Origin of the sequence: Streptomyces sp. NPDC048639, assembly GCF_043199075.1 — a bacterium.
In the GTDB taxonomy this organism is placed as follows: Bacteria; Actinomycetota; Actinomycetes; order Streptomycetales; family Streptomycetaceae; genus Streptomyces.
Map to the genome: position 1 here is coordinate 170,128 of NZ_JBICVP010000006.1, position 26,005 is coordinate 196,132.

Consider the following 26,005-nt stretch of genomic DNA (forward strand, 5'->3'; position numbering starts at 1 on the left):
GCTCAGAGAGAGGCTCCGAGGTGAGCGAGGAGAACAAGGGCATCCTGCAGGGCTTCAGGCAGTTCCTGATGCGCGGGAATGTGGTGGACCTCGCGGTCGCGGTGGTCATCGGAGCCGCCTTCACGAACATCGTGAACAGCATCGTGAAGGGCTTCATCAATCCGGTCCTGGGCGCCATCGGCTCCACGAACCTCGACCACTACTCGCTGTGTCTGAGCGACAAGTGTGTGAAGAACGCATCGGGCGAGGTCACCGACGGGCTCTACTTCCTCTGGGGCTCGGTGCTCAGCGCCTCGATCACGTTCTTGATCACGGCGGCGGTCGTCTACTTCCTCATGATCCTGCCCATGAACCGGTACAAGGAGCGGCAAGCGGCCAAGGCTCCCCTGGACGCCACACCGGCCCAGGCGACCGAGATCGAGCTGCTGGCCGAGATCCGCGACCTACTGGCGGCTCAGCGGGACGGCACGGCTCCGGGCCGTCTGCCCACGCAGAAGCACCAGCCGTAGCACCGGCCGCTGGAGAGCGGCAGGCATCACGGTGGCGGTGGTGGCGCGGACCGGGTTCGTGCCGCGCGGTCGCTGCGGATCGACCTGCCGGTCAGACGTGGTGCGGCGGCTTCTCGTCGAGGAAGCGGGCCAGGTCGGAGGCGCTTTCGCCGCCCGAGGTGCGGTCACCCCAGCCCTGGTCGGAGTCGTCCGTGGAGGGCCGGGCCAGTGGATCGTCGAAGTCCAGCCTGGCCGCCGGAGCGGCGGCGCCTTCTGCAGGCTCGGGCCGTTCGGGCGTGGGGACAGTGCTCATGCGCCCAGGGTACGGGGGTGGCGTCGGAGGCGGTTCCGACAGGTGCCGGTGCGATGGGGTCCGGTTCAGCGGTCCTGGGGATCCAGCAGCCACAGCGCCAGGACGACGGCGAACGACAGCCCGAGAAAGCCCGTGCACCACCAAGCCGTGCGCGTGCTCCCCTGCATCCAGGCGTCGACGGCCACGGACAGCGCCCAGAGCTGTCCGACGACCACGGCGATGGCCAGGGCAAGGCGCCCAGACAGCCGCGTGGAGCGTCCTGGTTGCTGCTGGGCGTCCGAGCCCATGCCCGGGCCGCTGTGCCGAACGCGCGGGTCTGTCACACCCGTTCACTCCCCACCGGCGGAGCTCCCGGGCAACCGATCTCGCGGGCCGTGTCCGGGTAGTTCTTGAGCAACTGACGGCACAGTCCTTCCTCGATCGTCTCGCCGGAGCGGGCGGACCCGATCGCCCAGATGCTGCCGTCCAGTTGCTCGACGACCGCCACCTTCGGCAGGCCGCGCGGGGGCGGCCCGGCGACGACCTCGCCAGTGCGGGCATCGAAGACGCCCTCATGACACGGGCAGTACAACTCGCCGTCGGCCTGGGGCTTTTCGCGCCAGAGCACCCCGCAGGCCATGTGGGTGCAGACGGCGGAATAGCCCACGAGGGACCCGTCGGTGAGCCGTACCGCGACGGCCCGGTCGTCCGCCCCGGGATAGCGGAAGGCGACGGCCTGGCCGACCGGGAGCCGGGCGGCGATGCGCTTGGGGCCCGGGGAGCCGTCGGCGTCGGCCTCCCGGTGCAGCATCCCTCCGGCGACCCCGGCACCGCCCAGCGCCAGGCCACCGGAAACGACGGCCAGGATGCGCAGATAGTCCCGCCGGGTGGTCGGGGGGCCGGCGCCGGGGCTACCTGGCGGTGCCTCCGGCCGGTCATCCGTCTCCTCCGTCAGGCTCATCGCACGTCCACTCCGTTCACCTCGACGACCGGGAGCCCGCCGGGCACCGGCCACTGCACCTTGTCTGCGGGTACGACCGTCGCCACGCCCGTTCTGACCGTCACGTCGCCGAAGGCGAACGCGTCGGTGACCTGGACGCCGGGGCGTGCGGCGTGCAGTTCCTCGAGAGTTCCGTAGAACAGCGCGCCAGTGGGGCAGACGGCGGCGCACAGGGGGTCGAGATCCTGTGCCGTGCGGTCGTGGCACAGGTCGCACTTCATCGGGACCTTGGTGCGGAGGTCCATCTCCGTGGCCCCGAACGGGCAGGCGTTCACGCAGTCCGAGCATCCGATGCACCGGGTGACATCGGTCTGTTGCACCACTCCGTCCGGGGTGATGCGCAACGCATCGGCCGGGCACACCTGGACGCACGGCGCGGCCGGGTCCTCGCAATGCATGCACGGGGTGGGGAAGGAGGCGGCACTGCGGCCCTCGTCGGGCTGGTCGATGTGCACGAGCGCGGTGCCGCGGTGGGAGTCGCACTGACGGCAGGCGGAGACACAGGCTCCGCAGCCGGTGCAGCGGTCCGGGTCGATGAAGAGTGTCCTGCCCATCATCGTCGGCTCAGCCCCTCTCGCCCGTGGTGGGGTTCCTGAGGTCCGCGGACCGTACGGAGGTGGCTGGGTCCGCGGTGCGGGCGGCGCGAGCCGCGGTGGGCGGCGGGGGTGGGCCGGGCACTTCGTCGGTGGCCTGCCCCCGTTCGATCCGGCAGGCGCACTGCTTGTAGGCGGGGACGTGGGATTGCGGGTCCCGCGCGTCGGACGTCAACGCGTTCGCCGCGGCCGGGAAGGGCCAGTGGTGCGGCACGAACACCGTGTCGGGGCGGATGGCCTCGGTGACCACGGCGGGCAGAACGACCGCCCCGCGGCGGGTGACGACACGGACCGCGTCACCCGTGCCGTAGCCGTGCGAGGGATGCAACTCGACCCAGGGGTGCGGGGATTGCTCGGTGAGGTCCGGGAACCGCCGTGTGTGGTTGCCGGAGAGGTAGTGCGCACCGGCGCGGCCGGTGGTGAGCGAAAGGGGGTACAGCGCTTCGGGCGGTTCGGGGGGCTCCTGCCATTCCACGGGCTGCAGATGGAACCTGCCGTCGGGGTGGTGGGTGCGGCCCTCCTCGAAGAGCCGCGGTGTTCCGGGATGGTCGGTGGACGGGCAGGGCCAGGAAATACCACCGGTCTCCGCCAGCCGTTCGTAGGTGATGCCGGAGTAGTCGTAGGGCGTGCCGGCGGAGGCGGTCCGCAGTTCGTCGAGGACCTCGCGCGATCCGGCGAAGGCGAACGCGTCGCCCGAGCCGAGACGCAGCGCGAGCTGGCACAGCACCCAGATGTCGGTCCGCGCCCCGGGGGGAGGGTTCTGCGCCTTGTTGTGCTTGACCACCCGGGCCTCGGCGTTGGACATGACGCCCTCGTCCTCGGCCCACGAGGCGATGGGCAGGACCACATGGGCGTCGGCGGCGGTCTCGGAGAGGAAGACGTCGCACTGGACGTGGAAGTCGAGCGCGTCGTAGGCGTCCTTGGCTGCCGCACGATGGGGAAGGGAGGCGAGGGGGTTGGTGGCGACACCGATCAGGCCGCGGATCTCGCCGCGGCGCATCAGGCGGGGCATGTCCGCCATCGAGACCCCGGTGTCGGGGAGTTGGGATGGGTCGATGCCCCAGAGGCGGGCGATGTCGCGACGGTGCTCGGGGTCGGTGACGGACCGGCCGCCGGGGAGCGTGTCGGCGTGCAGGCCGTGCTCGCGTCCGCCCGAGGCGTTTGCCTGGCCCGCCAGGGTGCCGTATCCGGCGCCGGGTCGGCCGATGTTGCCGGTGGCGACGCAGAGGTTGATGAGGGAGAGGCAGTTGCCCACACCGTGGGTGTGGTGCTGGAGGCCGCGTGCGTGCCAGGCCATGGCGTTGCGGGCGCGCCCGAAGATCCGTCCGACCTGTTCCACCTGCGCGACGGGAACGCCGCAGATCGCGGCGGCGCGCTCCGGCGGGTACGCCTGGGCGGTCTTCCGCACCTCCTCCCAGCCGGTGGTGTGCGCGGCGAGGAAGGCGCGGTCGGTGAGTCCGTCGCGGATCGCCACGTGGAGAACGGAGTTGAAGAAGGCCGAGTCGGTGCCGGGACGGAGGGCGACATGAACGTCGGCGGTGCGGGCGACAGCGGTCTCGCGGGGGTCGACGACGATCAGCGTCGCCCCGCGGTCCCGTGCGCCCCAGACGTATTGCATCACGACGGGGAAGCACTGCCCGGTGTTCGAGCCCGCGAGAAGAAGGCAGTCGGACAGCAGCATGTCGGCGAAGGGGTTGGCGGACCGGTCGATGCCGAAGGCCAGGTCGGCGGCCGCGCTCGCGGCGGCGGCGCCCAGCGTTCCGTTGCCGTCGACATGCCGGGTCCGCAATGCCACCCGGGCGAACTTGCCGAGGAGATAAGCCTTTTCGCACGTCAGGCTTCCGCCGCCGAGCACGCCCACGGCATCGGGCCCGTACGCCGCCTGGATGCGCCGCATTTCGGAGGCGGTGTGGTCCAGGGCCTCCTCCCAGGTCGCCCGGCGGAAGGGCTCGTCGCGTGTGCCCCGGATCAGCGGGGTGGTGAGCCGGTCGGCGTGGCCCAACTGCTGGTAGGCATCGATGCCTTTGGAGCACAGGCGCTTGCGGTTGATGTCATGGTCGCGCGGTTCGACGCCGAAGACCGTGCCGCGCCGGTCCACTCGCAGATAGAGGCCGCACTGCACGCCGCAGTAGCAGCAGTGGGTCGGCACGCGCGTCTCACCGGTGCCGGGCGCCGTCACGTGGTGCTCTTCTTGGCCTCGGCGAAGTACGCGCCGCCGCGCATCTTCCGTTTGCAGCGCGGGCAGTACCCGGCCCACTCCTCGAGGCGGAGGTCGAGCTCGCCCATCGTGGTGCGGAGGTTCGCTGCGGCGGGTTCCGTACCGAGGGGCTCCTCGCAGCGGCGGCAGGTGAGGATCTCCCCGGACCGCCGGGCGCGGTCCCCCAGCAGCCCGACACCGGCCGAGGCGGGCCGCTGCACGATGTGGAAGAACTTCCCGAACGGCAGGCAGATGAGGGTGAAGACCACCGAGACCATGTGAAGGACCGCCAGGAAGGCATAGCCCCGGCCGCCCAGGAAGAGGGAGGAGAAGGTGAGGAGCAGCCCGGTCACGGCGATCACGATCAGCGCGAGCAGCGGCAGCATGTCGTACGCGAAGTTCTGGCCGGTGGCTCCGCCGCGGTTGCGCATGCGCTGCCAGAGGAAGTACCCGGCGCCCGCGATGACCAGGACGGCGGCCAGGTCCAGCACATGGAACAGTGCCCACCCCACGACGTTGAGTGCGTCGAAGCCGAGCACCTCGAATCCCCAGATCCGCAGCATGTATCCGGGGCCCGCGGGGCTGGTCGCGGTGAACGACACCCATCCCCAGGTCATCGGAAAGGTGATCAGCACGGCGAGCAGACAGCCCCAGACGATGAGCTGATGTGCGATCCACCGGATACGCGAGCCCGCGCCCGGGGGCGTCCTGAAGCCGAGTTGGACGGCGAGCGTACGGGCCAGGGCAGCGGGGACCGCGCGGAGCCCGGCCGCGGAGAACAGGGAATGCCGGCCTTGCCGGTGGAGGTTGCGGGGTGCGGGCGCCGCGAGGCGGACCGTACAGCGGTAGGCGACACCGAAGGCGAGGAAGACGGTCGCGACGGCGTAGGGCAGCAGAGCGGCGTCCAAGGTCCGGAGGTAGCGGCTGCCGAGCACGATGGCGAGGACGAGCAGCAGGGAGACGGCGGTGGCCACGATGGTCGCCCGCAGCGCGGTGGGGGACGGCGCCGCTGCTGCCGGACGTGCGGCTGAGGGCTCGGACACACGGTCAACGTAACGGCTTATGAGGCGGGAAGCCCGATATGCGGGGCGCGCGGGTGAGAGGTGAGATGAGGATGCGGACAGGTTACGGACCGTCACGGAACACGGGGACGAGATGCGGAGGGGACCCGAGATGAGCGAGCACGCACGGTCGGGCCGGTCCGACCCAGTGGGCCCGGGGCACGGCGGCGCCGCCGTGCCCTTGCGCCGTATGACCGCCCGCAGCCGCGATGAGACGCACCGCGCCGCCACCCCGCTGGAGCTCTTCTTCGACCTGGTCTTCGTCGTGGCCATCGCCCAGGCGGGAGTGTCCCTGGCCCACGCTCTGGCCGAGGGGCACTACGCGCATGGTGTCGTCGGCTACGCCATGGTCTTCTTCGCCATCTGGTGGGCGTGGATGAACTTCTCGTGGTTCGCCTCCGCGTACGACACCGACGACGTTCTCTACCGGGTCACCACGCTGGTCCAGATGACGGGTGTGCTCATCCTGGCGGCGGGTGTGTCCCGCGCGCTCGACGACAACGACTTCGCGCTCGTCTGGTTCGGCTACCTGGTGATGCGGGTCGCGCTCGTCAGCCAGTGGCTGCGGTCCGCCCGGTCGGCCGGCGGCGCGGAGCGCGGCATGGCCCTGAGATACGTCGCCGGGGTGACCGCCTGCCAGATCGGGTGGGTCGGGCTGCTGTTCCTGCCGGACCATGCCCGGCCCTGGCTGTTCCTGGTGATGGCTCTCCTGGAGCTGTCCGTCCCCCTGTGGGCCGAGCGAAAGTGGCAGACGACCTGGCACCCCCACCACATCGCGGAGCGGTACGGGCTGTTCATCATCATCGTCCTCGGCGAGACCGTTCTGGCGGCGACGACGGGCATCCGGGTGGCCGTCGACGAGAGCGACGAACTGGGCCATCTGCTGCCGATCGCGGCCGGCGGCCTGCTGATCATCTTCTCCGCGTGGTGGATCTACTTCGTCGTCCCGGCGCACGAGCGGCTCACCTCGAACCGGGTGGCGTTCCTCTGGGGGTACGGCCACTACCTGGTCTTCGGCTCGGCGGCCGCCATCGGTGCGGGTATCGAGGTCGCGGTCGAGGAGGCTGTCGGCAAGGCCCACATATCCGCTGAGGCGGCGGCGCTGACCGTCACGATCCCCACGGCCCTGTATCTGTTCACGGTCTGGCTGCTGCACGCCCGGCACGGCAAACGCGGGATCGGCCAGGCCGTCCTGCCGGTGACGGCCGTCCTCGTGCTGGCGTGCACGTTCACGGGGCATGCGGCCGTGCTGCTGGCGGGCGTCGTATCGGCTCTCTCGGTGGTGGCCGGCGTCACGGTGGCCACGCGTCAGAGGCGAGCCGGGCTCGGGGAACCGGAGCGGGAGGGCACATGAGTCCGGGAGGAGACAACGCAGGAGTCCGCCCGACGTAGCGGAGGACTCGTTCGGAGACCTCGCCCGGCCGCTGATCCATGGACGGGAGATCGCGGGCAGTCCCGGCCCCCGGCCATTACGGAACCGGGCCACAACGGCCGGACGTATGTCCTGGCCGGCCCGGACCCCTGACCGCGCGTGAACAGGTCGACGCCGACGCCATCGCCGACGCCGTCGGTCGGCTGCCCGTGCGGCCTTCGAGGAGATGCCGGTGGAGGACGTGCGCCTCGATGTTCGCCCAGAGCCGTCCCGCCGTAATGGCGGACGGCGTGTTCTCGGCTTACGTCGAGAGGGTGCGACGGCCCGAACCGGTGTCCCGGGAGGGCTGGACCTCGGCGGCACCGGCCGGACGTTCCGCACTTGTGGCGGCCGATCACGCGGACGCGTTCCGCTGAGGGAGGGAAGGGAAGGGGGCCGGGGTGTGGGCAGTACGAGGTGCGGGTGCGAACCGGCACGGACCGGCGGCCGATCGGTCGTGCCCGCGGGCGCGCCCGCTCGGGAACTAGTCCGCGCCGCCCCGCGGGCACGAGGGAGCGAGTCCGCGCCCGCGGGCACGAGCCGCGGGGCGCGCGGCGCGCGGCCTCGGGCCGCGACCGGTGCCGGGCACACGCGCCCGCGGGCAGAACGGGCCCGCGAACGGCCCCCTGTCGGGATTCGCGGACGGACGCGCGGAGGACGCAGGGCCGGACGGGGGTGGACGGACGCGGGGCGGGCAGGGGGCGGACCCCAGGACCGGGGGGGACCCCAGGAAGGGGGGACGGCCACCCGGGCGGACGCCGGGACGGGCCCACGGTTCACTCCGGCCTCCGCGGCGGCGACACCCCCACAGGGCGCCCGCGGCCCACACACGGGAACGCACTCGGCCCGCGACACAGGAGAGCCCCGGCGCCAGGGGGGGTAGGCGCCGGGGCTCTGTTCAGGGGGAGGACGCAATGCCCTCGCGGGCACTACGCCGCCTCATCAAAACCCGTGTCGCGAGCGAGCTTCTTCAGTTCGAGCAGCGCATGCTTCTCGATCTGCCGGATCCGCTCGCGGGTCAGGCCGTGCTGCTTGCCGACCTCGGTCAGGGTGCGCTCCCGGCCGTCGTCGATGCCGTACCGCATCTTGATGATCGACGCCGTGCGCTCGTCGAGCCTGCCGATGAGATCGTCCAGCCCCTCACGCCGCAGCATCACGAGGACCGACTGCTCGGGCGTGGCCGCGGAGGTGTCCTCGAGCAGGTCGCCGAACTGGGTCTCGCCCTCGTCGTCCACCGACATGTTCAGGCTCACCGGGTCGCGCGCCCAGTCGAGGACATCGCCGACGCGGTCGGTCGTGGAGCCGAGTTCCTCGGCGATCTCGCCGTGCTCCGGATCGCGGCCGTTCTCCCGGTTGAACTCGCGCTGGACCCGCCGAATCCGCCCGAGCTCCTCCACCAGGTGGACGGGGAGCCGGATCGTGCGGGACTGGTCGGCGATGGAACGGGTGATGGCCTGCCGGATCCACCAGGTCGCGTACGTCGAGAACTTGAAGCCCTTGGTGTAGTCGAACTTCTCCACCGCGCGCACCAGGCCCGCGTTGCCCTCCTGGATCAGGTCGAGCAGGGGAAGCCCGCTGCGCGGATAGCGGCGCGCCACGGCGACGACCAGACGGAGGTTGGAACGGATGAAGACGTCCTTCGCGCGCTCGCCCTCGGCGGCCAGGACCTCGAGCTCCTCATGGGTCGCCCCGGCTCCTTCGGTCCCACCGGCTTCGTCGTCGAGGATCTGCCGGGCGTAGACCCCCGCCTCGATGGCCTGGGACAGCTCGACCTCCTTGGCGGCGTCGAGCAGAGGTGTGCGCGCTATCTCGTCCAGATACATGCCGACCAAGTCACGGTCGGCGATTTCTCCGCCAACGGCGCGACCACTGTTCACCCGGTCGGTCTCGGTGGTCGTGCCGTCGGACTGACGACGGGCGACGGCGCGGGTTGCCATGCGTGCTCCCTTTCACGTGTCCGGTCTGACGCAGGTTCGTGGCGGCGGTTCACCCTGACATCGGGTGCCCGTTCCGATGGAAACAACGACTGGAATCCGGACACAATTCCCAAGCCGCCCGACAATTTTTGTGATCATGCAGTACCCTGTCCGGCCACGCAGGGAGGCGACATGGTGTCGGTATCTTCGGAAGTGCAGGTCAGACCCGGCACGGAGGACGACCTGGAGGCCCTCACGGACCTCTACAACCACTACGTCCGCGAGACGGCGATCACCTTCGACACCAGGCCCTTCACGTCCGAGGAACGCCGCCCGTGGCTGCTCTCCCACAGGAAAGACGGCCCGCACCGCCTCCTGGTTGCGCAGGAGCGGCCCGGTGGCCGGATTCTCGGGTACGCGACGAGCAGCAGCTTCCGCCCCAAGCCCGCCTACGACACCTCGGTCGAGGTCAGCGTCTACTGCGCCCCCGACGCGGGCGGGCGAGGCATCGGCACACAGCTCTACAAGGCGCTGTTCGAGGCGCTGGAGGGCGAGGATCTGCACCGGGCGTACGCGGGCGTCGCCCTTCCCAACGAGGCGTCGGCCCGCCTGCACAGCCGCTTCGGCTTCACGCAGGCCGGGACATTCCGCGAGGTCGGGCGGAAGTTCGGCCGCTACTGGGACGTGGCCTGGTACGAGAAGCCGCTCGGGCGGCGCGCGGATCAGACCGGCGTGGCGGACAGGACCGTCGCCGCGGGTGGCGCGGATGTGATGGGTGGCGTGGGCGACGCGAGCGGCGTGGGCGGCATGCGGGGCGGCATACGGAGCGGGGCCGAGGCGGGATAGCCGCACGCCGCCCGCCCCTCGACCGCCCTGTCCCCTGCCCTCGATCGCCGCGGCACCGGGCACACTCCCGGCGGTCGACCGCGGGCACCGGGCCCCCAAGCAGAGACTGCGCACCCGCGCGCCATCCACCGCGAACGCGCCACCGCATCCGGCGCAGGCCGCGGGCGCGCCCCCAGCGGAGACGCCCGCTACGGCTGCCCCGACTCCGCGATGCGCTTGATCACCGCGAGGCGGGCGTCCCATTCGGCGGCCATTCGCTCCAGGAGGCGCGCGGTCGCGCCGAGCGCCTCCGGCCGCACCACGTACCGCATCTCGCGCCCCTCCCGCCGGCCTGCGACGAGCCCCGCCCGGTCCAGTACGGCGAGGTGCTTCACCACGGCCTGCCTGCTGACGGGCACCTCGGCCGCGAGGACCGTCGCCGTGGCCTCGCCGTGCCGGGCGAGGGCGTCGAGCAGCCGACGCCGAGTCGGGTCGGCCAGTGCCGCGAACGCCTCGTCCGCGGCCTCGGACTCAGCGGTCATTCCGCGCCCAGCGCCTCGACGTGGGCGCGCACGAGGTCGAGGATGCCGGTCCAGCCCGCGCCATGACTCTCGTAGGTGTCGTCCGGGCTGGGCTCGGCCGGGACCGCGCGCCCCAGGAAGCCGCTCTCCTCCAGCCGCAGCAGCGTGCCGTCCCCGTCCTCGGTCAGTGTGAACTCCACCAGCGTGGAGTTCTCCTCCGTCGCTTCCTCGCCCGGGAAGCCGCTGGCCCAGCGGTAGGCGAAGGAGCGCGGCGGCTCGACGGTGACGATCCGGGTGAGGAAGTACCCGTACCGGCCGTGGTCGAGGTGCATGATGCCGCCGGGGCGCAGGTCGATCGGCGTGGGCTTGCCCTGCCCGAACCACTGGCCGATGTGCTCAGGCTCCGTGAGCACCGCCCAGACCCGGTCGACGGGCGCGTCGATCCGGATCTCCCGGACGATCCTGTCCTCACCGTCCCGCTCGCCTGCGCGGCCGTCCCGACTGTCACTGTCCCGGCTGTCCGCCATGGGGTTCACCTCCGTGCGTGTCCGCTCGCGGCCCTCGCCCCAGCGGCCTGATGCGCAACTCCAAAGTTGCACGTTCACTGTCGATGCGCAACCCCTGGGTTGCGCATCAAGCCGTGGAGACGGGGACGCCTCACCCCCCGGCGAGCAGGTCCAGGATCTGCTGGCCGTACTTCGCCAGTTTGTTCTCGCCCACGCCCCCGATTCCGCCCAGCTCCGCGAGCGTGGACGGCGCCGCCGTGGCGATCTCGCGCAGCGTCGCGTCGTGGAAGATCACGTACGCGGGCACGCCCTGCTCCTTCGCGGTGGCCGCCCGCCAGGCGCGGAGCTCCTCGAAGACCGGCACCGCCTCCTCCGGCAGGTCCGCCGGAGCCGCGCGGCGCGCGCTGTCGCCCCTCGGCGGCTTCGCGGCCCGCGCCGCCTTCTCCGGGTCGCGCCGCAGCGGCACCTCGCGCTCCCCGCGCAGCACGGCGGCGCTTGCGTCGGTGAGGACCAGCGTGCCGTACTCGCCCTCGACCGCCAGCAGCCCCTGGGCCAGCAACTGCCGTACCGCGCCCCGCCATTCGGGCTCGCGCAGGTCCGAGCCGATCCCGAAGACACTGAGCGCGTCGTGGTCGAACTGGATGACCTTCGCCGTCTTCTTCCCGAGCAGGATGTCGATGATCTGGCCGGCCCCGAACTTCTGACCGCGTTCGCGCTTCAGCCGGACCACGGTCGACAGCAGCTTCTGCGCGGTGACCGTGCCGTCCCAGGACTCGGGCGGCGTCAGGCAGGTGTCGCAGTTGCCGCACGCGGTGCCCTTCTGCCCGAAGTAGGCCAGGAGTTGGACGCGACGGCACTCGACGGTCTCGCAGAGCGCCAGCATGGCGTCGAGGTGGGTGGCCAGGCGCCGCCGGTGGGCCTCGTCGCCGTCGGAATCGGCGATCAGCTTCCGCTGCTGGACGACGTCCTGCAGGCCGTACGCCAGCCAGGCCGTGGACGGCAGGCCGTCGCGCCCCGCCCGGCCCGTCTCCTGGTAGTAGCCCTCCACGGACTTGGGCAGGTCCAGGTGCGCCACGAACCGTACGTCGGGCTTGTCGATGCCCATGCCGAAGGCGATGGTGGCGACGATGACCACACCGTCCTCGCGCAGGAAGCGGGACTGGTGCGCCGCCCTGGTCCGCGCGTCGAGCCCGGCGTGGTACGGCAGCGCCTCGATCCCGCTGCGCACCAGGAACTCGGCGGTCTTCTCCACCGAGGCGCGCGACAGGCAGTAGACGATGCCGGCATCACCGGGGTGCTCGGTGCGCAGGAGGTGCAGTAGCTGCTTCTTGGGTTCGGCCTTGGGCACGATCCGGTACTGGATGTTGGGCCGGTCGAAACTCGCGACGAAGTGCCGTGCGTCCTGCAGCTTCAGCCGGGAGGCGATCTCGGCGTGGGTGGCGGGCGTCGCGGTCGCGGTGAGGGCGATGCGGGGGACGTCGGGCCAGCGCTCGTGCAGTTCGGACAGGGCCAGGTAGTCGGGGCGGAAGTCGTGGCCCCACTGGGACACACAGTGGGCCTCGTCGATGGCGAAGAGCGCGATCTCGCCGCGTTCGAGGAGACGTGCCGTCGCCTCGACCCGCAGCCGCTCGGGCGCGAGGTAGAGCAAGTCCAGTTCGCCCGCGAGGAATTCGGCCTCGACCAGTCGCCGTTCGTCGAGGTCCTGGGTGGAGTTGAGGAATCCGGCACGCACGCCGAGGGCACGCAGGGCGTCGACCTGGTCCTGCATGAGCGCGATGAGCGGTGAGACGACGACGCCGACGCCGCGGCGTACGAGCGCCGGGATCTGGTAGCAGAGCGACTTGCCGCCACCGGTGGGCATGAGGACGAGGGCGTCGCCGCCCGCGACCACATGCTCGATGATCTCCTGCTGTTCGCCCCGGAAGGAGTCGTAGCCGAAGACGCGTCGCAGCGCCTGCAGAGCCGGTGCCTCGGCCGCGCCTCCGGCATCCGGAACGGTGCTGTCCTGCCCGTCACTCACGTCACTGTCGTCACTCGGGTCGCTCGTCACGGGACCGGTCGCCTCGGGGTCGTCCATCCGCCCATCCTAGGAGGATGCGGATACCGCGCGGGCCGTTCCCTCTCCCTCACAGAAATGCGGAACGACAAGCGATTTCCATAAACCTCATCCGCGCAATGCCTTCACATTGCGCAGGAGGTGTGTCCACTCGCGGGACCCCTGGTGGCGGCTTTAATCAAGGCGTTACTTCTGCGTACGTTTCATGACACGGTGACGATGAACTCTGGTGTCGCCGCTGCCGGCATATCGGCGCGGCACAGCCTGGAGTTCACGCCGAACACCCACAGGTCCTCCCCCACAATCCGACAAGGATGGGACCGCAATATGGAGAACTCGCCGGAGCGCATCGGTGCGCTCCGGGGTGCGGCCCCGCCGCGCCCCCACGCGACCGGGCGGCCTCCGCACGGACCGCCCCACCCGGGCGGGCCGGAGCGCAGCCGCCTTCAACGAGCCGACCACGGCGCGCAGTTGTCCCCGCACCTGCACCGCAGGGGCCATGGCACGGGCTGCCGTGCGGATCCGGAGGTCCGCCCGGCCCCGAAGCCGATGCGCGCTTCGCCCTGAGCACCCGCGGGCCACGAACACCCGCGGGCTCCGGGCATTCCGGGGAGCATTCCGAGGGCTCCACTGTCCACGGCCTCCTCACGGGCCGAGGCTTTCCTCACGGGCTCCGGTTTCCTCACGGGCTGCGGGTTATCCCGCCGTTGAGTACCGGATCCCTGAGTACTCCCTGAGCATCCCCGCGCTTCGCGTATCCGCGGGCGCGCCTTCTCATCACGCCGCCCCCGGCGGGAAGTCCACCGATTGTTTCCGTCGTGTCCACGGGCCGTTCCACCCGGAGGACACAACCCCCTACGCATTCCCGCGCTCTAGGCAGCCGTACCGGATTTTCCACAACTTCCGTGCAGAGGAAGGAAATTCACAGGTGCTCACCTCGCACCCGACCATCTCACTGCGTTCGTCCGCGGCACTCCCCGGCCGCCGGGACGAACAACCCCCCACCGGTGGGCGCGTGCTGGCGATCGGCATGCCCGGACCGAGACTCGAGCAGCTGACCAGGACCCTGCTCTCCACCGGGCACGAGGTGAGCCATGCTCTGCCCGGCCGCGTGACCGAGGCGCTCCAGCAGGCACCCCCGGACGCGATCGTCGCCCTGGACGACGACCGCAGCGGGCCCTTCGGCGCGTACGGGCTGGATGTGATCCGCGAGGTCCGCGATGCCCCCGCCGGCCGTGCGCTGCCCCTGCTCATGGTGACGGACAACCCCGGCCCGGCCGATGTCGCGGACATGTTGCGGCAGGGCGCCGACGACTGCATACCCGAGACCTCCGATCCGGTCGAACTCACGGCCCGTATCGAGGCGAAACTGCGCCGCGTTCCTGTCCCGGTCGAGAATCTCCTGCTCGACCCGCGGACCGGCCTCTACTCCGAGCCGCACTTCCTCGACGAGCTCGACCGAGAACTCCAGCGCCCGCGCCCCGCCCGCAGCGGCGGTGTGCTGGCGATCGTGAGCGTCGCGGAGATGAGCGTGCTGGAGTCCCGGCTCGGCCCGCGCGTCCGCCGCGAGGTGGCCGAACGCCTCGCCGCGGTCGCCGAGAAGCTCGGCAGCCCCTGCGACCGGCTGGGCTGGGACCACGAGGGCCGGCTGCTCATGCTGATGCCCGGCGTGGACGACGAGTCCGCGCGCCGCCGGCTGCAGAAGTTCGCGCACACGGTCGCGGGCACCCGCTTCATCGTCGCCGACGAGAACGTGCTGCTGACCCCGGCGATCGGCTGGACGCCCCTGGCCGGTTGCGACCGCCGGACGCGGGTTGTGGAGCAGGCGCGCGGCGCGACGGCCGAGGCGTCGACCCACCGCGATCTGCGCCCGGTGCGGTACGCCCCGTGGATGCGCGGCACCCCCCGCCGCAATCCCCTGGGCGCGGCGGTCCGCACCGTGCTGACGTGGCTCTCCCCGGTCGTGGTGCTCGCGGTCGGCGTGGGCGTGCCGTTCGTGCTCTACCAGCAGGTGTACGCGATGGGCTTCGACCTGGGCTCCGTCATGTACTGGGTGGTGGTCTCCGGGTTGCTGCTCTCCGCGCTGCTGATCGTGCTGGAGTGCCTCTACTCCCTCGACTCCGTCCCCCGTCCGGCCGGGCCGGGTTCGCCGTATCCGACGGCCAGCGCGGTCATCGCCGCGTATCTGCCGAACGAGGCCGCCACGATCGTCGACACCGTCGAGTCGTTCCTGTGCCTGGACTATCCGGGCGAGTTGGAGATCGTGCTCGCGTACAACACCCCGCATCCCCTGCCCGTCGAGGACACGCTGCGGGCCATCGCACGCCGGGACCCGCGCCTGGTGCTGCTGCCCGTCCAGGGCAGCACGTCCAAGGCCCAGAACATCAACGCCGCCGTCACGCGCGTCCGCGGCGAGTTCGTCGGCATCTTCGACGCCGACCACCACCCGGCACGCGACGCCTTCCGGCACGCCTGGGACTGGCTGTCGAACGGCTACGACGTCGTCCAGGGCCACTGCGTCGTCCGCAACGGCGACAGCACCTGGGTCTCCCGGCTGGTGGCGGTGGAGTTCGAGGCGATCTACGCGGTGAGCCACCCGGGCCGCACCCGGCTCTACGGATTCGGGGTGTTCGGCGGCTCCAACGGCTTCTGGCGCACCGACCTCCTCGCCCGCACCCGTATGCACGGCTCGATGCTGACCGAGGACATCGACTCCACGATGCGGGCGCTGAAGGAGGGCGCGCGGTTCGCCATGGACCGCACGCTCATCTCGCGCGAACTGGCGCCCACCACCCTCACCTCGCTGTGGAACCAGCGGTCGCGCTGGGCCCAGGGCTGGCTGCAGGTCTCGCTCCGGCATCTGTGGCAGGCCCTGCGCTCCCCGGTGTTCACACGCCGTCAGAAGGCCGGTCTGTTCGTGCTGCTGGGATGGCGGGAGGTGCAGCCCTGGCTGACACTGCAGATCCTGCCCGTGCTGCTGTACTCGGCTTGGCGGGCGGGCGGTGTGGGCGAACTCGACTGGGCCGTACCCGTCTGCCTGCTGGCGACGCTCTTCACGGTCTCGGCCGGGCTGATCCAGGCGGTGTTCGCGTGGCGGCTGGCGGCGCCCGAACTCCGCACGCGGCGCCGGTGGTTCTGGCACTACGTCCTGGTGTCCACGGTCTTCTACAGCCACTTCAAGAACATGCTGGCCCGCCAGGCCTGCCTGAAGGAGGCGCTGGGCGACCGCCAGTGGCGTGTCACGCCGCGCGCCGCGAAGGCGGTGGCCCAGCCGTGAGCACGACGTCCGCACCCACCGTTGCCCCTCGGCCGAAGGCCGCTTCCCCCCACATCGAAGCGGCCGGGGCACGCACCGAGAAGGTCTCCTCGCCCCGGCCGCCGGAAGGTGCCCCTCCCGGCGGCCGGGCGCGGGAGATCGAGGGCTTCCGCGGTCTGGCCGCGCTGAGCACGGTCGTCTTCCACGTCTGGCAGCAGTACTTCCGCTACGACGCGGACGGCATCCACCCGCCGGTGGACAACCCGTATCTCGGAGCGGTGATCTCGCTGGAGGTGATCGACCTCTTCTTCGTGATGTCCGCGTATCTGCTGACGCTCTCGTACGCGCGGGCGGCGATCGACGGCGGCTCGGTGCGCCCGGCAGGCGTGTTCCTCTTCCGGCGCGCGATACGGATCGTGCCTCTGTACTTCCTCGCCGTCCTGCTCGTCTGGGCGTCCCGCAATCCGACGCTGCCGGGCAACTGGACCGATCTCGTCCAGCATCTGACGTTCACTCATGTCTTCAGCCAGGAGCAGATCTTCTACACCCTCGGCCCGACCTGGTCCCTGTCGCTGGAAATGATGTTCTATCTCGCGCTCGTCGCACTGGGGCCGGTGGCCGTACGTGCCTGCCGTTCGCTCCGGCTGCGGCGCTCCCGGATCGCGCTGTGCGCCGGCGGATGCCTGCTGCTGTTCGTGGTCCCGGTGATCTGGATCGCCGTCGCCCACTACGCGTACGGGATCCCGCACACCGAATGGCCGGTGTACTTCGGCCCGCAGGCCCGCTTCGGCGGTTTCGCGGCCGGTATGGGGCTGGCGGTGGCGCAGATCGCGCTCGGGGAACGAGGCCGGATGAGCACGGGACCGGCGATCGCCCTGCGGAGCGCCGTGCTGGTGGCCCTGTTCCTGCTGTCGCTGATCTCGCGGCCGGAGAACGCCCTGTTCACCTTCTTCCACCCGCTCGCCGCGCTGCTGTGGGTGCTGCTGCTGTTCGGCACGATCCACGTCCGGCGGCAGGGCCGGTGGCACAAGGCGCTGACGGCACGCTGGCTCACCGGTGCCGGGCTTGTCAGCTACAGCCTCTTCATCTGGCACGAGCCGATCATGCTCCAGCTCTACACCTCCGGCCTGCTGCCCTCGGGCCCGGGCGGCTATCCACTGGCCACGCTGATCGTCCTGGCGGTGGCGGTGCCCGTGGCGGTGGCGAGCTACTGGCTGATCGAGTACCCCTCCGGCCTGCTCGGACGGCTGAAGGACAAGTCCGGCAAGCCGCGCGACTTCTACGCGGAGGCGGCGCGCTAGGGCGGTGGTGCGCCCGCGCGTGGCCGCCCGCGCGCCATCGGGATTCCGGCGCGGGCGGGCTCGTCGCGAGGAGCCCGTCACGCACGGTCGCGACAGGTCGCGCAGCGGATGCGGACGTACGGCGAGGGGCGTCGCAGCGCATGCGCGCGTACGGCGAGGGGCGTCGCAGCGCATGCGCTCGTACGGCGACGGCTGCCCGGCGTCCGGCGTTCCGGCGTTCCGGCGTTCCGGCGTTCCGGCGTTCCGGCGACGTTCACATCCGGGTCACATCCGCCCTCCAGTCTCCGGAATGAATAATTCCGAATCGGCTTGCCCGCGCCCCCGGGACCTGCCCGCGGCGCGGCCGGAGGGCCTCATGGCCGGGACCGCGTCCGCCGTCAACCGCCGTCATTTCCTGCTCACTTCCGGTACCGCCGTCGCGGGGACGGGAGCGGCCTGGTCGCTGGTCCCCGGACCGCGCCCCGACACTGCTCCCCCACACACACCTCAGTCGCACAGGCCCCCGCCCGCGGCCCCCCGTCCCGTACGCCCCCGCCCCGCGCGGCGTGCCGCCCCGTACGGCACGACGACGCTGGAGACGACGCCCGCTTCGCCGGGAGCGGTACTACCACCGGTTGGTGCAGGGCCCCGGCTGGCCTCCGGCCGTCCGGGGTGAGCTCGCCGCGCCCCGCGGCGGACGGCAGGACCGGCGCACCCCCCTCGCCTGCTTCGTCCAGTTCACAGACCTGCACATGGCCGATGTGCAGAGCCCGCTGCGCACGGAGTTCCTGCGCGCCCGGCAGCCGGGCGCGTGGCGGGCACAGGAGGCACTGACGGCGGCGGGCGCGGTCGCCCTCGTCGAGCAGGTGCGCGCGCTGCGTGCAGGCCCGCACACCGGACGGCCGCCGGCCTTCGTGATGTCCACGGGCGACAACGTCGACAACAACTCCGCGCTCGAACTGGAGTGGTTCCTCACCACGATGAGCGGCGGCCGTATCGGGCGACGACCCCAGGAGCACAGTGCTGAAGGCCCTGTTGCGCCGGCACGCCTCCATGGCGCGGACCGTCGCACCGGACGAGCGGCGGCGGATGTTCACCCCGCACGAGTACATCGCCGCCCACCTGGACCCCGCGTACACCGGCGCCGGTCCTGCCGGGCACGGCTACACCGAGGACCACCTGGACGGCGACCGGATGTACTACGCGTTCCCGGGCGCCGACGGCGTCATCGGCGTCATCGGCGTCAGCCTGGACACCACATACCGCAGCGGCCACTACAAAGGATCGCTGGGCACCGGTCAACTGCGTTGGCTGGAGCGGACGTTGGCCGCCCACAGCTCCTTCCACCACGACGCGGACGGCCGGACGGTGCACAACCCGGGCGCCGACGATGCCCGCATTCTTGTCTTCAGCCACCACAACAGCCCGACCATGACGCGGCGTCCGGACGCGGCGGCGGGCGACGAACCGCGACACGACGGCGAGGAGGTCATCGCGCTGCTCAGCCGGTTTCCTCAGGTCGTGGCCCGGATCAACGGCCACAGCCATGTCAACCGGATCACCGCGCACGGCCACCCCACCGCGCACCGGTCCTTCTGGGAGGTCAACACCGCCTCCCACGTGGACCATCCGCACCATGCGCGGGTGATCGAGCTCGCAGACAACCACGACGGGACGCTCCCCCTGTTCACCACGCTGATCGAATCCGCGGCCCCGTACGGCACGGAGCCCGGAGACCTCTCGGCCGTCGGCCTCGCGTCGCTGTACCGGGAGTTGTCGTACAACGGTCCCGGTATCGCCGCGGGTCTCGTCGGCGGAGTGCACACGGGCTGGGCCGGGGCGCCCGGGGACCGGAACACCGAGCTGCTCGTGCCCCGCGCATAGCCCGCCCGCCGCTCGCCCCGGGGCCGCGGAGGCCGGTCCGCGCACCGCACGCCCTGCCCGGTCCCGCGCCTCCGCGATAGCCTGGTGCCAGAAGAGCCTGCGCCCGAAGGACGCTGCAGCGATGGTCCGTGGGCCGTTGGCCGGCGTCGTCGGCGCCGGCACGCGGAGCGTCCACGGCCAGGGAACTGGGGCATCGTGGAGGACACGCACGAGTCACCGAGTGATGTGCCCGAGCCGCCCGCACCGGCGGTGGGCTATGCGGGCGTGTTCAGCGACCTCCTTCCGATCGCCCTGTGGCGGGCCGATGCCGACGGACGCATCGTGCAGTGGTCGCTCGCCGCCCGGGAACTCCTCGGCTACACGCCCGACCAGCTCCTCGGCAAGAACCTGAAACCGGTCCTGGTCCCCGAGACGCACTGGGACCTGGCCGACGGCCTGATGAGCCGCGTCCTCGGGGGCGAGGCCGTGGTGGGGTGCCTCCCCGTCCGCCACCGCGACGGGCACCTCGTCGAAATGGAGACCTGGATCTGCCCCTCCGCGGACGAGCAGGGCCGTACGGGCATCCTGGTCGTCTCGGCGGAGACCTCCGCGGTCGTGGGCATGCGGGACTCGCTGGCCGCACTGGAGGGGCTTTTCGCCCAGTCCCCCATCGGGCTCGCCATGCTCGGCCCCGACCTGCGCTTCCTGCGGGTGAACAAGGCACTGGCCCGGATGACCGGCGTGCCCGCCTCCGAGCACATCGGCAGGCGGGTGGGTGAGATCGCGCCGGACGTCAACGCGGCCGGCCTGGAAGCCGTCATGCGGCAGGTCCTGGACAGCGGTGAGGCCGTGGTGGACCTCCGCCGCCCCGGCCGCACCCCGGCCGACCCCGATCACGAGCGCATCTGGTCCTGCTCGTACGCGCCCCTGCTGGACGGCGCCGGCAGCCGGCTGGGCGTGATCGCCTCCCTGATCGACATCACCGAGGAGCAACTCGCCCACACCCAGGTCGAGCAGGCCCGCGCACGACTCGCGCTGCTCGCCGCCGCCGGTACGCGCATCGGCACCACCCTGGACCTGCGGCACACCGCCGAGGAGATGGCCCAGGTCCTGGTGCCGCAGCTCGCCGACTCCGCCGATGTGCACCTGCTGGAAGAGGTGCTCGGCCCCGACGAGGCACCGTCCACCCAGGGCTGGGTACGCCGCGTGGCCGTCATCTACACCGATCCGACCGCTCCCCGGGAGGACTTGGCAGTGGGCATGACCTACCAGGTGCCGCGCAAGTCGGTGTACGAGCAGGTGATCGCCAACGGGCGCGCCATCAACCTCTATATGTCGGACATCCCCGCGCTGATCACCGACCCCGGCGCCGAAGGGCTGCGGGACTACCTGCGCCGGCGGGTCGGCGCGTCACGACTCGTGCCGCTGGTCGCGCGCGGCACCGTGCTCGGGGCCGTCATCGTCACCCGCACCCGCGACCGCGAGCCGTTCGACGAGCAGGAATGCCTGCTCATGGACGAGGTGGTGGCGCGGGCGGCGCTGAACATCGACAACGCCCGCATGTACACCAGCGAGCGGCGCGCCGCCCTGACCCTCCAGCGCAGCCTGATGAGCACCTCGCTACCGACCGTGACCGGGCTCGACCTCACCGCCCGCTATCTGCCCGCAAGCGCCCATGAGGTCGGCGGCGACTGGTTCGACGTCATCGCCCTGCCCGACGGCAGGACCGGGCTGGTCATCGGGGACGTGATGGGGCACGGCATCCACGCGGCGGCGGTCATGGGCCAGCTCCGTACGGCGCTGCGCACCCTGGCCCGCCACGACATCCCGCCGGCGCAGATGCTGGTCTCCCTCGACGCCGCCGTGTCCGACTTCGGCGAGTACGAGATGGCGACCTGCGCCTACGCCGTCCACGACCCGGCAGCCGGCGAGGTCCTCATCAGCCGGGCCGGCCACCCGCCGCCCGTGGTGGCCGACACAGAGGGCCGGGTCGGATTCATCGAGGGCCCGCCGGGCCCGCCCCTGGGTGCGGGCGGCGGGGACTTCCACGCCGAACGGGTCCTGCTGCCGCCGGAGAGTCTGCTGGTGATGTACACCGACGGGCTCGTCGAGGCACGCGACCGGGACCTCGGCCGCGGCATGCACGAACTCACAGCGGCCCTGTGCAAGCTCGACCGGCCGCTGGCGGAGATCTGCGACGGCATGCTGAACCAGATGCTGCCCCCCGTGGTCCAGGACGACGTGGCGGTGCTCTTCGCCAGGCCTTCGCTCCGGGCCCCGGCGGGCCGATGAGCGCTCGTCCCCGGTTCGTACGAGGGTGGTAGGTGATGGTGGACATACCGGTGACGACGCCCGGCGAGGGTCCGGACGACCCGTTCGCCGTGCACCGCTCTGCCTCTGCGGTACTGGACGGCCGCGGGACGATCGTGGGCTGGAGCGCCCAGGCGCAGGAGCTGCTCGGCTACACGGCCGAGGAGGTGCTGGGGCGCCCCGCACGCGAGTTCCTCGTCGATCCGCGGGACGAGGACGACGTCATGCATGCGGTGACTGCCTGCGGGGAGTCGGAAGGCTGCTACTTCGGGGTGGTGCCCGTCCGGTGCCGTGACGGCGAGCGGGTGGACCTGGGCTGCCGGGTCCGGGCGATGGCACGGCCGCACGGGCCCGAGTGGTTCGTCGTCGGCGCCCCCGCCGAGCAGGTGGTGCAGTGGGAGACGGACCGGTCGGTCCTGGACGGGATGTTCCGCAGGTGCCCCATCGGCCTCGTGGTGCACGACCCCGAGCTCAAGTTCCTGCGGGTGAACCGGGCGATCGCCCGGTTCGGCGAGATCCCGCCGGAGGCGTTCCCGGGGCTGCGCCTCGGCGACTTCCTCATGGAGCCCGAGACGGACCGCGTGGAGACACATCTACGGCGGGTGCTCGCGACGGGCGAGCCCACCATCTTCATCGAGCAGCGCGGACGGCTGCAGCACGACCCCGGCCAGGAACGGGTGGTGTCCATCTCCGCCTTCCGGATGGAGGACCCCGCCGGGCGCGTCCTCGGGGTCACCGAGACCGTCGAGGACGTCACCGACCGCTACCGCGCCCGCCAGCGCCTCGCCCTGGTGAACGAGGCGAGCGCCCGTATCGGGACCACACTGGACGTGGCGAGGACCGCACGCGAACTCGCCGAGGTGGCGGTCCCCGACCTGGCGGACTGCGTCTCGGTCGACCTGCTCGAACCCGTGACACGGGGCCAGGAGACCACCAAGGAGTCCACCGGCGCCCTGTCCCGTACGGCCGTCCACAGCGTCTCGCCGGAGGCGTCCGACCTGATGTACCCGGTCGGGCACGTGATGCGCTTCCCGTCGGACGCCCCGCAGGCGCTGTGCATGTCCGAGCAGCATCCCGTACTCGAAGCCGTCCTGGAGGTCTCGCCCAGCTGGTCGTCCCTCGACCCGGACAAGGTCGAACGCGTCCGCGACCTCGGCGTCCACTCGCTCATCGCCGTACCGCTGATGGCCCGCGGGCTCGTCCTGGGCGTGGTGAGCCTGTGGCGGTGGCGGCGGCCGGAGCCGTTCGAGGAGGACGACCTCACCCTGGCCGAGGAACTGGCCGCCCGCGCCGCCGTCTGCATCGACAACGCCCGCCGCTACACCCAGCAGCACGAGGCGGCACTCGCCCTGCAGCGCAGCCTGCTGCCGCGCGGGGTCCCCGAGCACCCGGCCGTCGAGGTCGCCCACCGCTACCTGCCGGCCGACGCCACGGCGGGCGTGGGCGGCGACTGGTTCGACGCCATCCCGCTCTCCGGGCTCCGCATCGCCCTCGTCGTCGGCGACGTGGTCGGCCACGGCATCCACGCCGCCGCCACCATGGGCCGGCTGCGCACCGCCGTCCACACACTCGCCTATCTCGACCTCCCCCCGGACGAGGTGCTCTCCCATCTGGACGACCTCGTCGACCGCCTGGCCGCGGAGCACGAGCCGACCCGGGAGCCCGCCCCGCAGGTGATCGGCGCGACCTGCCTCTACGCGGTGTACGACCCGGTCTCCCGGCGCTGCTCCTTCGCCCGCGCCGGCCACCCGCCGCCCGCCGTGGCGACGCCCGACGGGTCGGTGCTGCTGCCGGACTCCCCCGTAGGCCCGCCGCTGGGCCTGGGCAACCTGCCGTTCGAGAGCGCCGAACTGGAGCTGGCCGAGGGCAGCGTGCTCGCCCTCTACACCGACGGCCTGATCCGCGCCCAGCACCGCGACCTCGACGAGGGGCTGGCCCGGCTGCGCAGCGCGCTGACCGAACCCTCCCGCCCGCTGGAGTCCATCTGCGCCGCGGTCGAGAACGCGCTGCCCCCCGACCGCTCCCACGACGACGCGGCGCTGCTCGTCGCCCGCACCCGCGCGCTGGCGCCCCATCAGGTGGCCACCTGGCAGCTCCCGGCGGAACCGACCGCGGCCGCCCGCGCCCGTGCGCTCGCCGCGGCGCAGCTCACCGAGTGGGGGCTGGAGGAGATCGCCTTCACCACCGAACTCATCGTCAGCGAGCTGGTCACCAACGCCTACCGCTACGGCGGCGGGCCCCTCGTCCTGCGCCTCATCCGCGACAGCCATCTCATCTGCGAGGTCTCCGACACCAGCAGCACCTCCCCGCGCCTGCGCCGCGCGCGCACGACGGACGAGGGCGGGCGCGGCCTGTTCCTGGTGGCCCAGCTCACCGAACGCTGGGGCACGCGCTACGTACGCGAGGGCAAGACGATCTGGACCGAACAGCCCCTGGTCTCGGCACCGGAGGTGGGGGGCCTCGGAGAGGCGCTGCTGTCGGCGGAGTGGTGAGCCGGGCGGCATGAACAGGCCGCGCCCGCTCAACTGCCGTGATCCGTACGGGCAGGGGGCGCCGCGATGCCGAGCGGCACCAAAGGGGCACCCGGCCGGGTGCCCCTTTCCGGGAGCGGGCCTACGGCCGCTGCTTCGCGTGGTCGACGACGGCGTAGCGGTCGAGGTACGAGAGCTGGGTGTAGGTCTTCCTGCCGGCGGCGGAGTCGGACGTCCGTACATCCTTGAAGCCCAGGAACTCGTACGTGCCCTCGGCGAAGATGGCGAATTTGTGCGAGTGCCACTCCCCCGTCGGGTCCTTGAACGAGATTCCGATCCCGCTGCGTCCCTTGGCGTCCTTCATGCCCGAGGTCGCCGTGATGCCGGGGACCTTCGCCAGCGCTTCGAACGCGGCCGCGCGCAGACCTTCCGGCATCACCGGCGTCAGGGAGAGAAGGCCGTCCAGAAGGGACTGGATGAACCCCCACTCCTCCATGGGGATCTCGTCAACGGACTTGGGCCGCTCCTCGGGCCAGAATCGGGCGGCGAGGATGAGCTCGTCCGGGTCCGTGGGCAGCTTCTTCAGCGTGTCCCAGTCGGACGGAGGCCAGAGGGACTCGTTGGGCTTCAGCGGATCCGCCCACCAGCCACGGCCGATCTCCATCACCCAGGAACGCTTGGAGTCGTCCACGGACCTCCAGCTCTCGTCGACGTAGGACTTGGTCTCGTGGGTCTTCCGGTCGATCTCCTTGATGATCTCCTTGGTGTAGATGAACTGGTCGTCGCGCGGGGCGACGGTGGGGTCCTGCTTGCGCTCGCGTGCGGCGGCGGCGTTGAGCACGGTCGCCGCGCTGACCGGCTGCATCTGCGGGGCGTCGGCCCGCGGTGACGCCTCCGTGGCGGACCGGCCGCCGCCGTCGTCGAGGGCGACGACCGCCGTCGTCGCGACGGCCGCGGCCGCGGCAACTGCCACCACCGTCCGCAGCACCGGGCGGCGGAACAGCGGAACGGCGGGCGATGCCCCGCGCGTTCCGTTCATCTCCCGGAACAGGCGGGCACGGGCACGGAGCCGGGCGTCGTCCGTGAGCGGCTGCGCCTCGGCGTCCCACTCCCGCAGGACGTTGAGGTCATTCATGGCTGGATTCCTCTCGGAATGCTGTCGGATCAGAACCGCCCAACGCCTCGCGCAGCGTGCTGCGAGCCCTGTGCATCCGTGATCGGACCGTTCCCACCGGTACGTCCAGCGCCGACGCGGCTTCCTCATAGCTGAGGTCACCCCAGGCCACCAGCAGCAACACATCGCGGTTGCGGGCGGAGAGCCTGGACAGCGCACCGGCGAGTTCCCGGCGCACTCCGTGGGCACTGACCCGAGCAGCCACCTGGTCGGCGACGCCGTCGTGCTGCCCCGGCGCGTCGTCCGCCGGGAGCTTCGCGAGCGCCTTGAAGCGCCGGGCCTCGGCCCGGCGGTGCCGGCCGACGAGGTTGGTCGCGATGCCGAACAGCCAGGGGCGGGCGTCGGCCCGCTCGGAGTTGTACCGGTGCCGCCGCTGGAACGCGATGGCAAAGGTCTCCGCCATCAGGTCGTCGGCGACATCCGTGCCGAGCCGGCGTGCCGCGTAGCGGTGTACCGATTCGGCGTGGCGGTCGAAGAGAACGGCGAATGCCTCGGGCTCATCCCAGGACCGCTCGATCACCGTGGCGTCACTTTGCTGCTGCCCCACCCTGACGCCGGGTTCGACGGTCATCGGGGCTCCTTTCGTCCGAACGTCTCTCGAAGACTTGGGCTTTCGCCTGTTCTTCGCCCTGCGGCGGATTCGGGTTCCATCCGGCCTGCGGGGCGGGAGAACGGGGACGTCCGGAGGTGCGTGGGGGCAGTCTGCGGTACGGACGTGAGCAGCGAAAAGGTCCGGTCCGGCGGAGGATTCCGCCGGACCGGACGTGGGTCGTCGTGGAACGGGG

18 protein-coding genes and 2 pseudogenes are annotated in these 26,005 nt (G+C 71.5%); 8 read left to right on the top strand and 12 right to left on the bottom strand.

All coding sequences use genetic code 11. The annotated features are described in order from the left end of the window. The first annotated feature begins 20 nt into the window (after positions 1–20). Entirely contained in the window at positions 21–509 is a 489-nt protein-coding gene (mscL, locus tag ACGFNH_RS18065; protein WP_393654769.1) for a large conductance mechanosensitive channel protein MscL, read from the top strand. A gap of 91 nt (positions 510–600) precedes the next feature. Here the strand turns inward: mscL and ACGFNH_RS18070 are convergent, their stop codons facing one another. The 6 genes and pseudogenes from ACGFNH_RS18070 to ACGFNH_RS18095 form a co-directional block, all read right to left on the bottom strand. After that, complete coding sequence (locus ACGFNH_RS18070; protein ID WP_393654771.1) at positions 601–801, bottom strand: hypothetical protein; 201 nt, start codon at positions 799–801, stop codon at positions 601–603. Between the two features lie 65 nt (positions 802–866). Then, positions 867–1,130: pseudogene (locus ACGFNH_RS18075) on the bottom strand (hypothetical protein); the annotation flags it as partial. Then, positions 1,121–1,741, bottom strand: a complete 621-nt coding sequence (locus tag ACGFNH_RS18080; RefSeq protein ID WP_393654773.1) for a Rieske (2Fe-2S) protein — start codon at positions 1,739–1,741, stop codon at positions 1,121–1,123. The gene ACGFNH_RS18080 and the pseudogene ACGFNH_RS18075, both read right to left, overlap by 10 nt. Next, on the bottom strand, positions 1,738–2,337 hold the full coding sequence (locus ACGFNH_RS18085) for a 4Fe-4S dicluster domain-containing protein (protein ID WP_393654775.1): 600 nt from the start codon (positions 2,335–2,337) through the stop codon (positions 1,738–1,740). Before ACGFNH_RS18085 ends, ACGFNH_RS18080 begins: the two co-directional genes overlap by 4 nt. A gap of 7 nt (positions 2,338–2,344) precedes the next feature. After that, complete coding sequence (locus ACGFNH_RS18090; protein ID WP_393654777.1) at positions 2,345–4,552, bottom strand: molybdopterin oxidoreductase family protein; 2,208 nt, start codon at positions 4,550–4,552, stop codon at positions 2,345–2,347. Beyond that, a complete protein-coding gene (locus ACGFNH_RS18095; RefSeq protein ID WP_393654779.1) occupies positions 4,549–5,613 on the bottom strand; it encodes an MFS transporter in 1,065 nt (354 codons plus the stop codon). Before ACGFNH_RS18095 ends, ACGFNH_RS18090 begins: the two co-directional genes overlap by 4 nt. Before the next feature lie 208 nt (positions 5,614–5,821). Here ACGFNH_RS18095 and ACGFNH_RS18100 point away from each other — a divergent pair, with 208 nt between their 5' ends. After that, a complete protein-coding gene (locus ACGFNH_RS18100) occupies positions 5,822–6,985 on the top strand; it encodes a low temperature requirement protein A (protein WP_393654781.1) in 1,164 nt (387 codons plus the stop codon). 986 nt (positions 6,986–7,971) lie between these two features. Here ACGFNH_RS18100 and ACGFNH_RS18105 read toward each other — a convergent pair. Next, the gene (locus ACGFNH_RS18105) at positions 7,972–8,979 is read right to left on the bottom strand and encodes an RNA polymerase sigma factor RpoD/SigA (RefSeq protein WP_393654783.1); all 1,008 of its coding nucleotides are present in this window, start codon (positions 8,977–8,979) and stop codon (positions 7,972–7,974) included. Positions 8,980–9,150: 171 nt separating this feature from the next. On the opposite strand from ACGFNH_RS18105, the pseudogene ACGFNH_RS18110 reads away from it, so the two are divergent. Further along, positions 9,151–9,666 (top strand): annotated as a pseudogene (locus tag ACGFNH_RS18110) (GNAT family N-acetyltransferase); the annotation flags it as partial. 326 nt (positions 9,667–9,992) lie between these two features. Here the strand turns inward: ACGFNH_RS18110 and ACGFNH_RS18115 are convergent. The 3 genes from ACGFNH_RS18115 to recQ form a co-directional block, all read right to left on the bottom strand. Then, positions 9,993–10,325: an ArsR/SmtB family transcription factor gene (locus ACGFNH_RS18115; RefSeq protein WP_393654785.1), complete on the bottom strand. Its 333-nt coding sequence runs from the start codon at positions 10,323–10,325 to the stop codon at positions 9,993–9,995. Beyond that, a complete protein-coding gene (locus ACGFNH_RS18120) occupies positions 10,322–10,831 on the bottom strand; it encodes an SRPBCC family protein (RefSeq protein WP_393654787.1) in 510 nt (169 codons plus the stop codon). Before ACGFNH_RS18120 ends, ACGFNH_RS18115 begins: the two co-directional genes overlap by 4 nt. Before the next feature lie 130 nt (positions 10,832–10,961). Then, a complete protein-coding gene (gene recQ / locus ACGFNH_RS18125; RefSeq protein WP_393654788.1) occupies positions 10,962–12,887 on the bottom strand; it encodes a DNA helicase RecQ in 1,926 nt (641 codons plus the stop codon). 907 nt (positions 12,888–13,794) lie between these two features. Here recQ and ACGFNH_RS18130 point away from each other — a divergent pair. The 5 genes from ACGFNH_RS18130 (at position 13,795) to ACGFNH_RS18150 (ending at position 24,067) form a co-directional block, all read left to right on the top strand. Further along, entirely contained in the window at positions 13,795–16,143 is a 2,349-nt protein-coding gene (locus ACGFNH_RS18130) for a glycosyltransferase (protein WP_393654790.1), read from the top strand. Beyond that, complete coding sequence (locus ACGFNH_RS18135) at positions 16,140–17,423, top strand: acyltransferase family protein (protein WP_393654792.1); 1,284 nt, start codon at positions 16,140–16,142, stop codon at positions 17,421–17,423. The genes ACGFNH_RS18130 and ACGFNH_RS18135 overlap by 4 nt, the downstream gene beginning before the upstream one ends. Before the next feature lie 999 nt (positions 17,424–18,422). Further along, the gene (locus ACGFNH_RS18140; protein ID WP_393654794.1) at positions 18,423–19,286 is read left to right on the top strand and encodes a hypothetical protein; all 864 of its coding nucleotides are present in this window, start codon (positions 18,423–18,425) and stop codon (positions 19,284–19,286) included. Positions 19,287–19,481: 195 nt separating this feature from the next. Next, complete coding sequence (locus ACGFNH_RS18145; RefSeq protein ID WP_393654796.1) at positions 19,482–21,557, top strand: SpoIIE family protein phosphatase; 2,076 nt, start codon at positions 19,482–19,484, stop codon at positions 21,555–21,557. Between the two features lie 35 nt (positions 21,558–21,592). Further along, positions 21,593–24,067: a SpoIIE family protein phosphatase gene (locus ACGFNH_RS18150; RefSeq protein WP_393654798.1), complete on the top strand. Its 2,475-nt coding sequence runs from the start codon at positions 21,593–21,595 to the stop codon at positions 24,065–24,067. 121 nt (positions 24,068–24,188) lie between these two features. Here ACGFNH_RS18150 and ACGFNH_RS18155 read toward each other — a convergent pair whose 3' ends face one another. Then, complete coding sequence (locus tag ACGFNH_RS18155; RefSeq protein ID WP_393654800.1) at positions 24,189–25,181, bottom strand: CU044_5270 family protein; 993 nt, start codon at positions 25,179–25,181, stop codon at positions 24,189–24,191. Then, a complete protein-coding gene (locus ACGFNH_RS18160; RefSeq protein ID WP_393654802.1) occupies positions 25,174–25,791 on the bottom strand; it encodes an RNA polymerase sigma factor in 618 nt (205 codons plus the stop codon). The genes ACGFNH_RS18155 and ACGFNH_RS18160 overlap by 8 nt, the downstream gene beginning before the upstream one ends. Positions 25,792–26,005 lie beyond the last annotated feature (214 nt).

Bases quoted from the DNA above. Each gene is read 5' to 3' on its own strand.
- ACGFNH_RS18070 (WP_393654771.1), bottom strand. From the start codon at position 801: ATGAGCACTGTCCCCACGCCCGAACGGCCCGAGCCTGCAGAAGGCGCC.
- ACGFNH_RS18080 (WP_393654773.1), bottom strand. From the start codon at position 1,741: ATGAGCCTGACGGAGGAGACGGATGACCGGCCGGAGGCACCGCCAGGT.
- ACGFNH_RS18085 (WP_393654775.1), bottom strand. From the start codon at position 2,337: ATGATGGGCAGGACACTCTTCATCGACCCGGACCGCTGCACCGGCTGC.
- ACGFNH_RS18100 (WP_393654781.1), top strand. From the start codon at position 5,822: ATGACCGCCCGCAGCCGCGATGAGACGCACCGCGCCGCCACCCCGCTG.
- ACGFNH_RS18105 (WP_393654783.1), bottom strand. From the start codon at position 8,979: ATGGCAACCCGCGCCGTCGCCCGTCGTCAGTCCGACGGCACGACCACC.
- ACGFNH_RS18115 (WP_393654785.1), bottom strand. From the start codon at position 10,325: ATGACCGCTGAGTCCGAGGCCGCGGACGAGGCGTTCGCGGCACTGGCC.
- ACGFNH_RS18120 (WP_393654787.1), bottom strand. From the start codon at position 10,831: ATGGCGGACAGCCGGGACAGTGACAGTCGGGACGGCCGCGCAGGCGAG.
- recQ (WP_393654788.1), bottom strand. From the start codon at position 12,887: ATGGACGACCCCGAGGCGACCGGTCCCGTGACGAGCGACCCGAGTGAC.
- ACGFNH_RS18150 (WP_393654798.1), top strand. From the start codon at position 21,593: ATGGTGGACATACCGGTGACGACGCCCGGCGAGGGTCCGGACGACCCG.
- ACGFNH_RS18155 (WP_393654800.1), bottom strand. From the start codon at position 25,181: ATGAATGACCTCAACGTCCTGCGGGAGTGGGACGCCGAGGCGCAGCCG.
- ACGFNH_RS18160 (WP_393654802.1), bottom strand. From the start codon at position 25,791: ATGACCGTCGAACCCGGCGTCAGGGTGGGGCAGCAGCAAAGTGACGCC.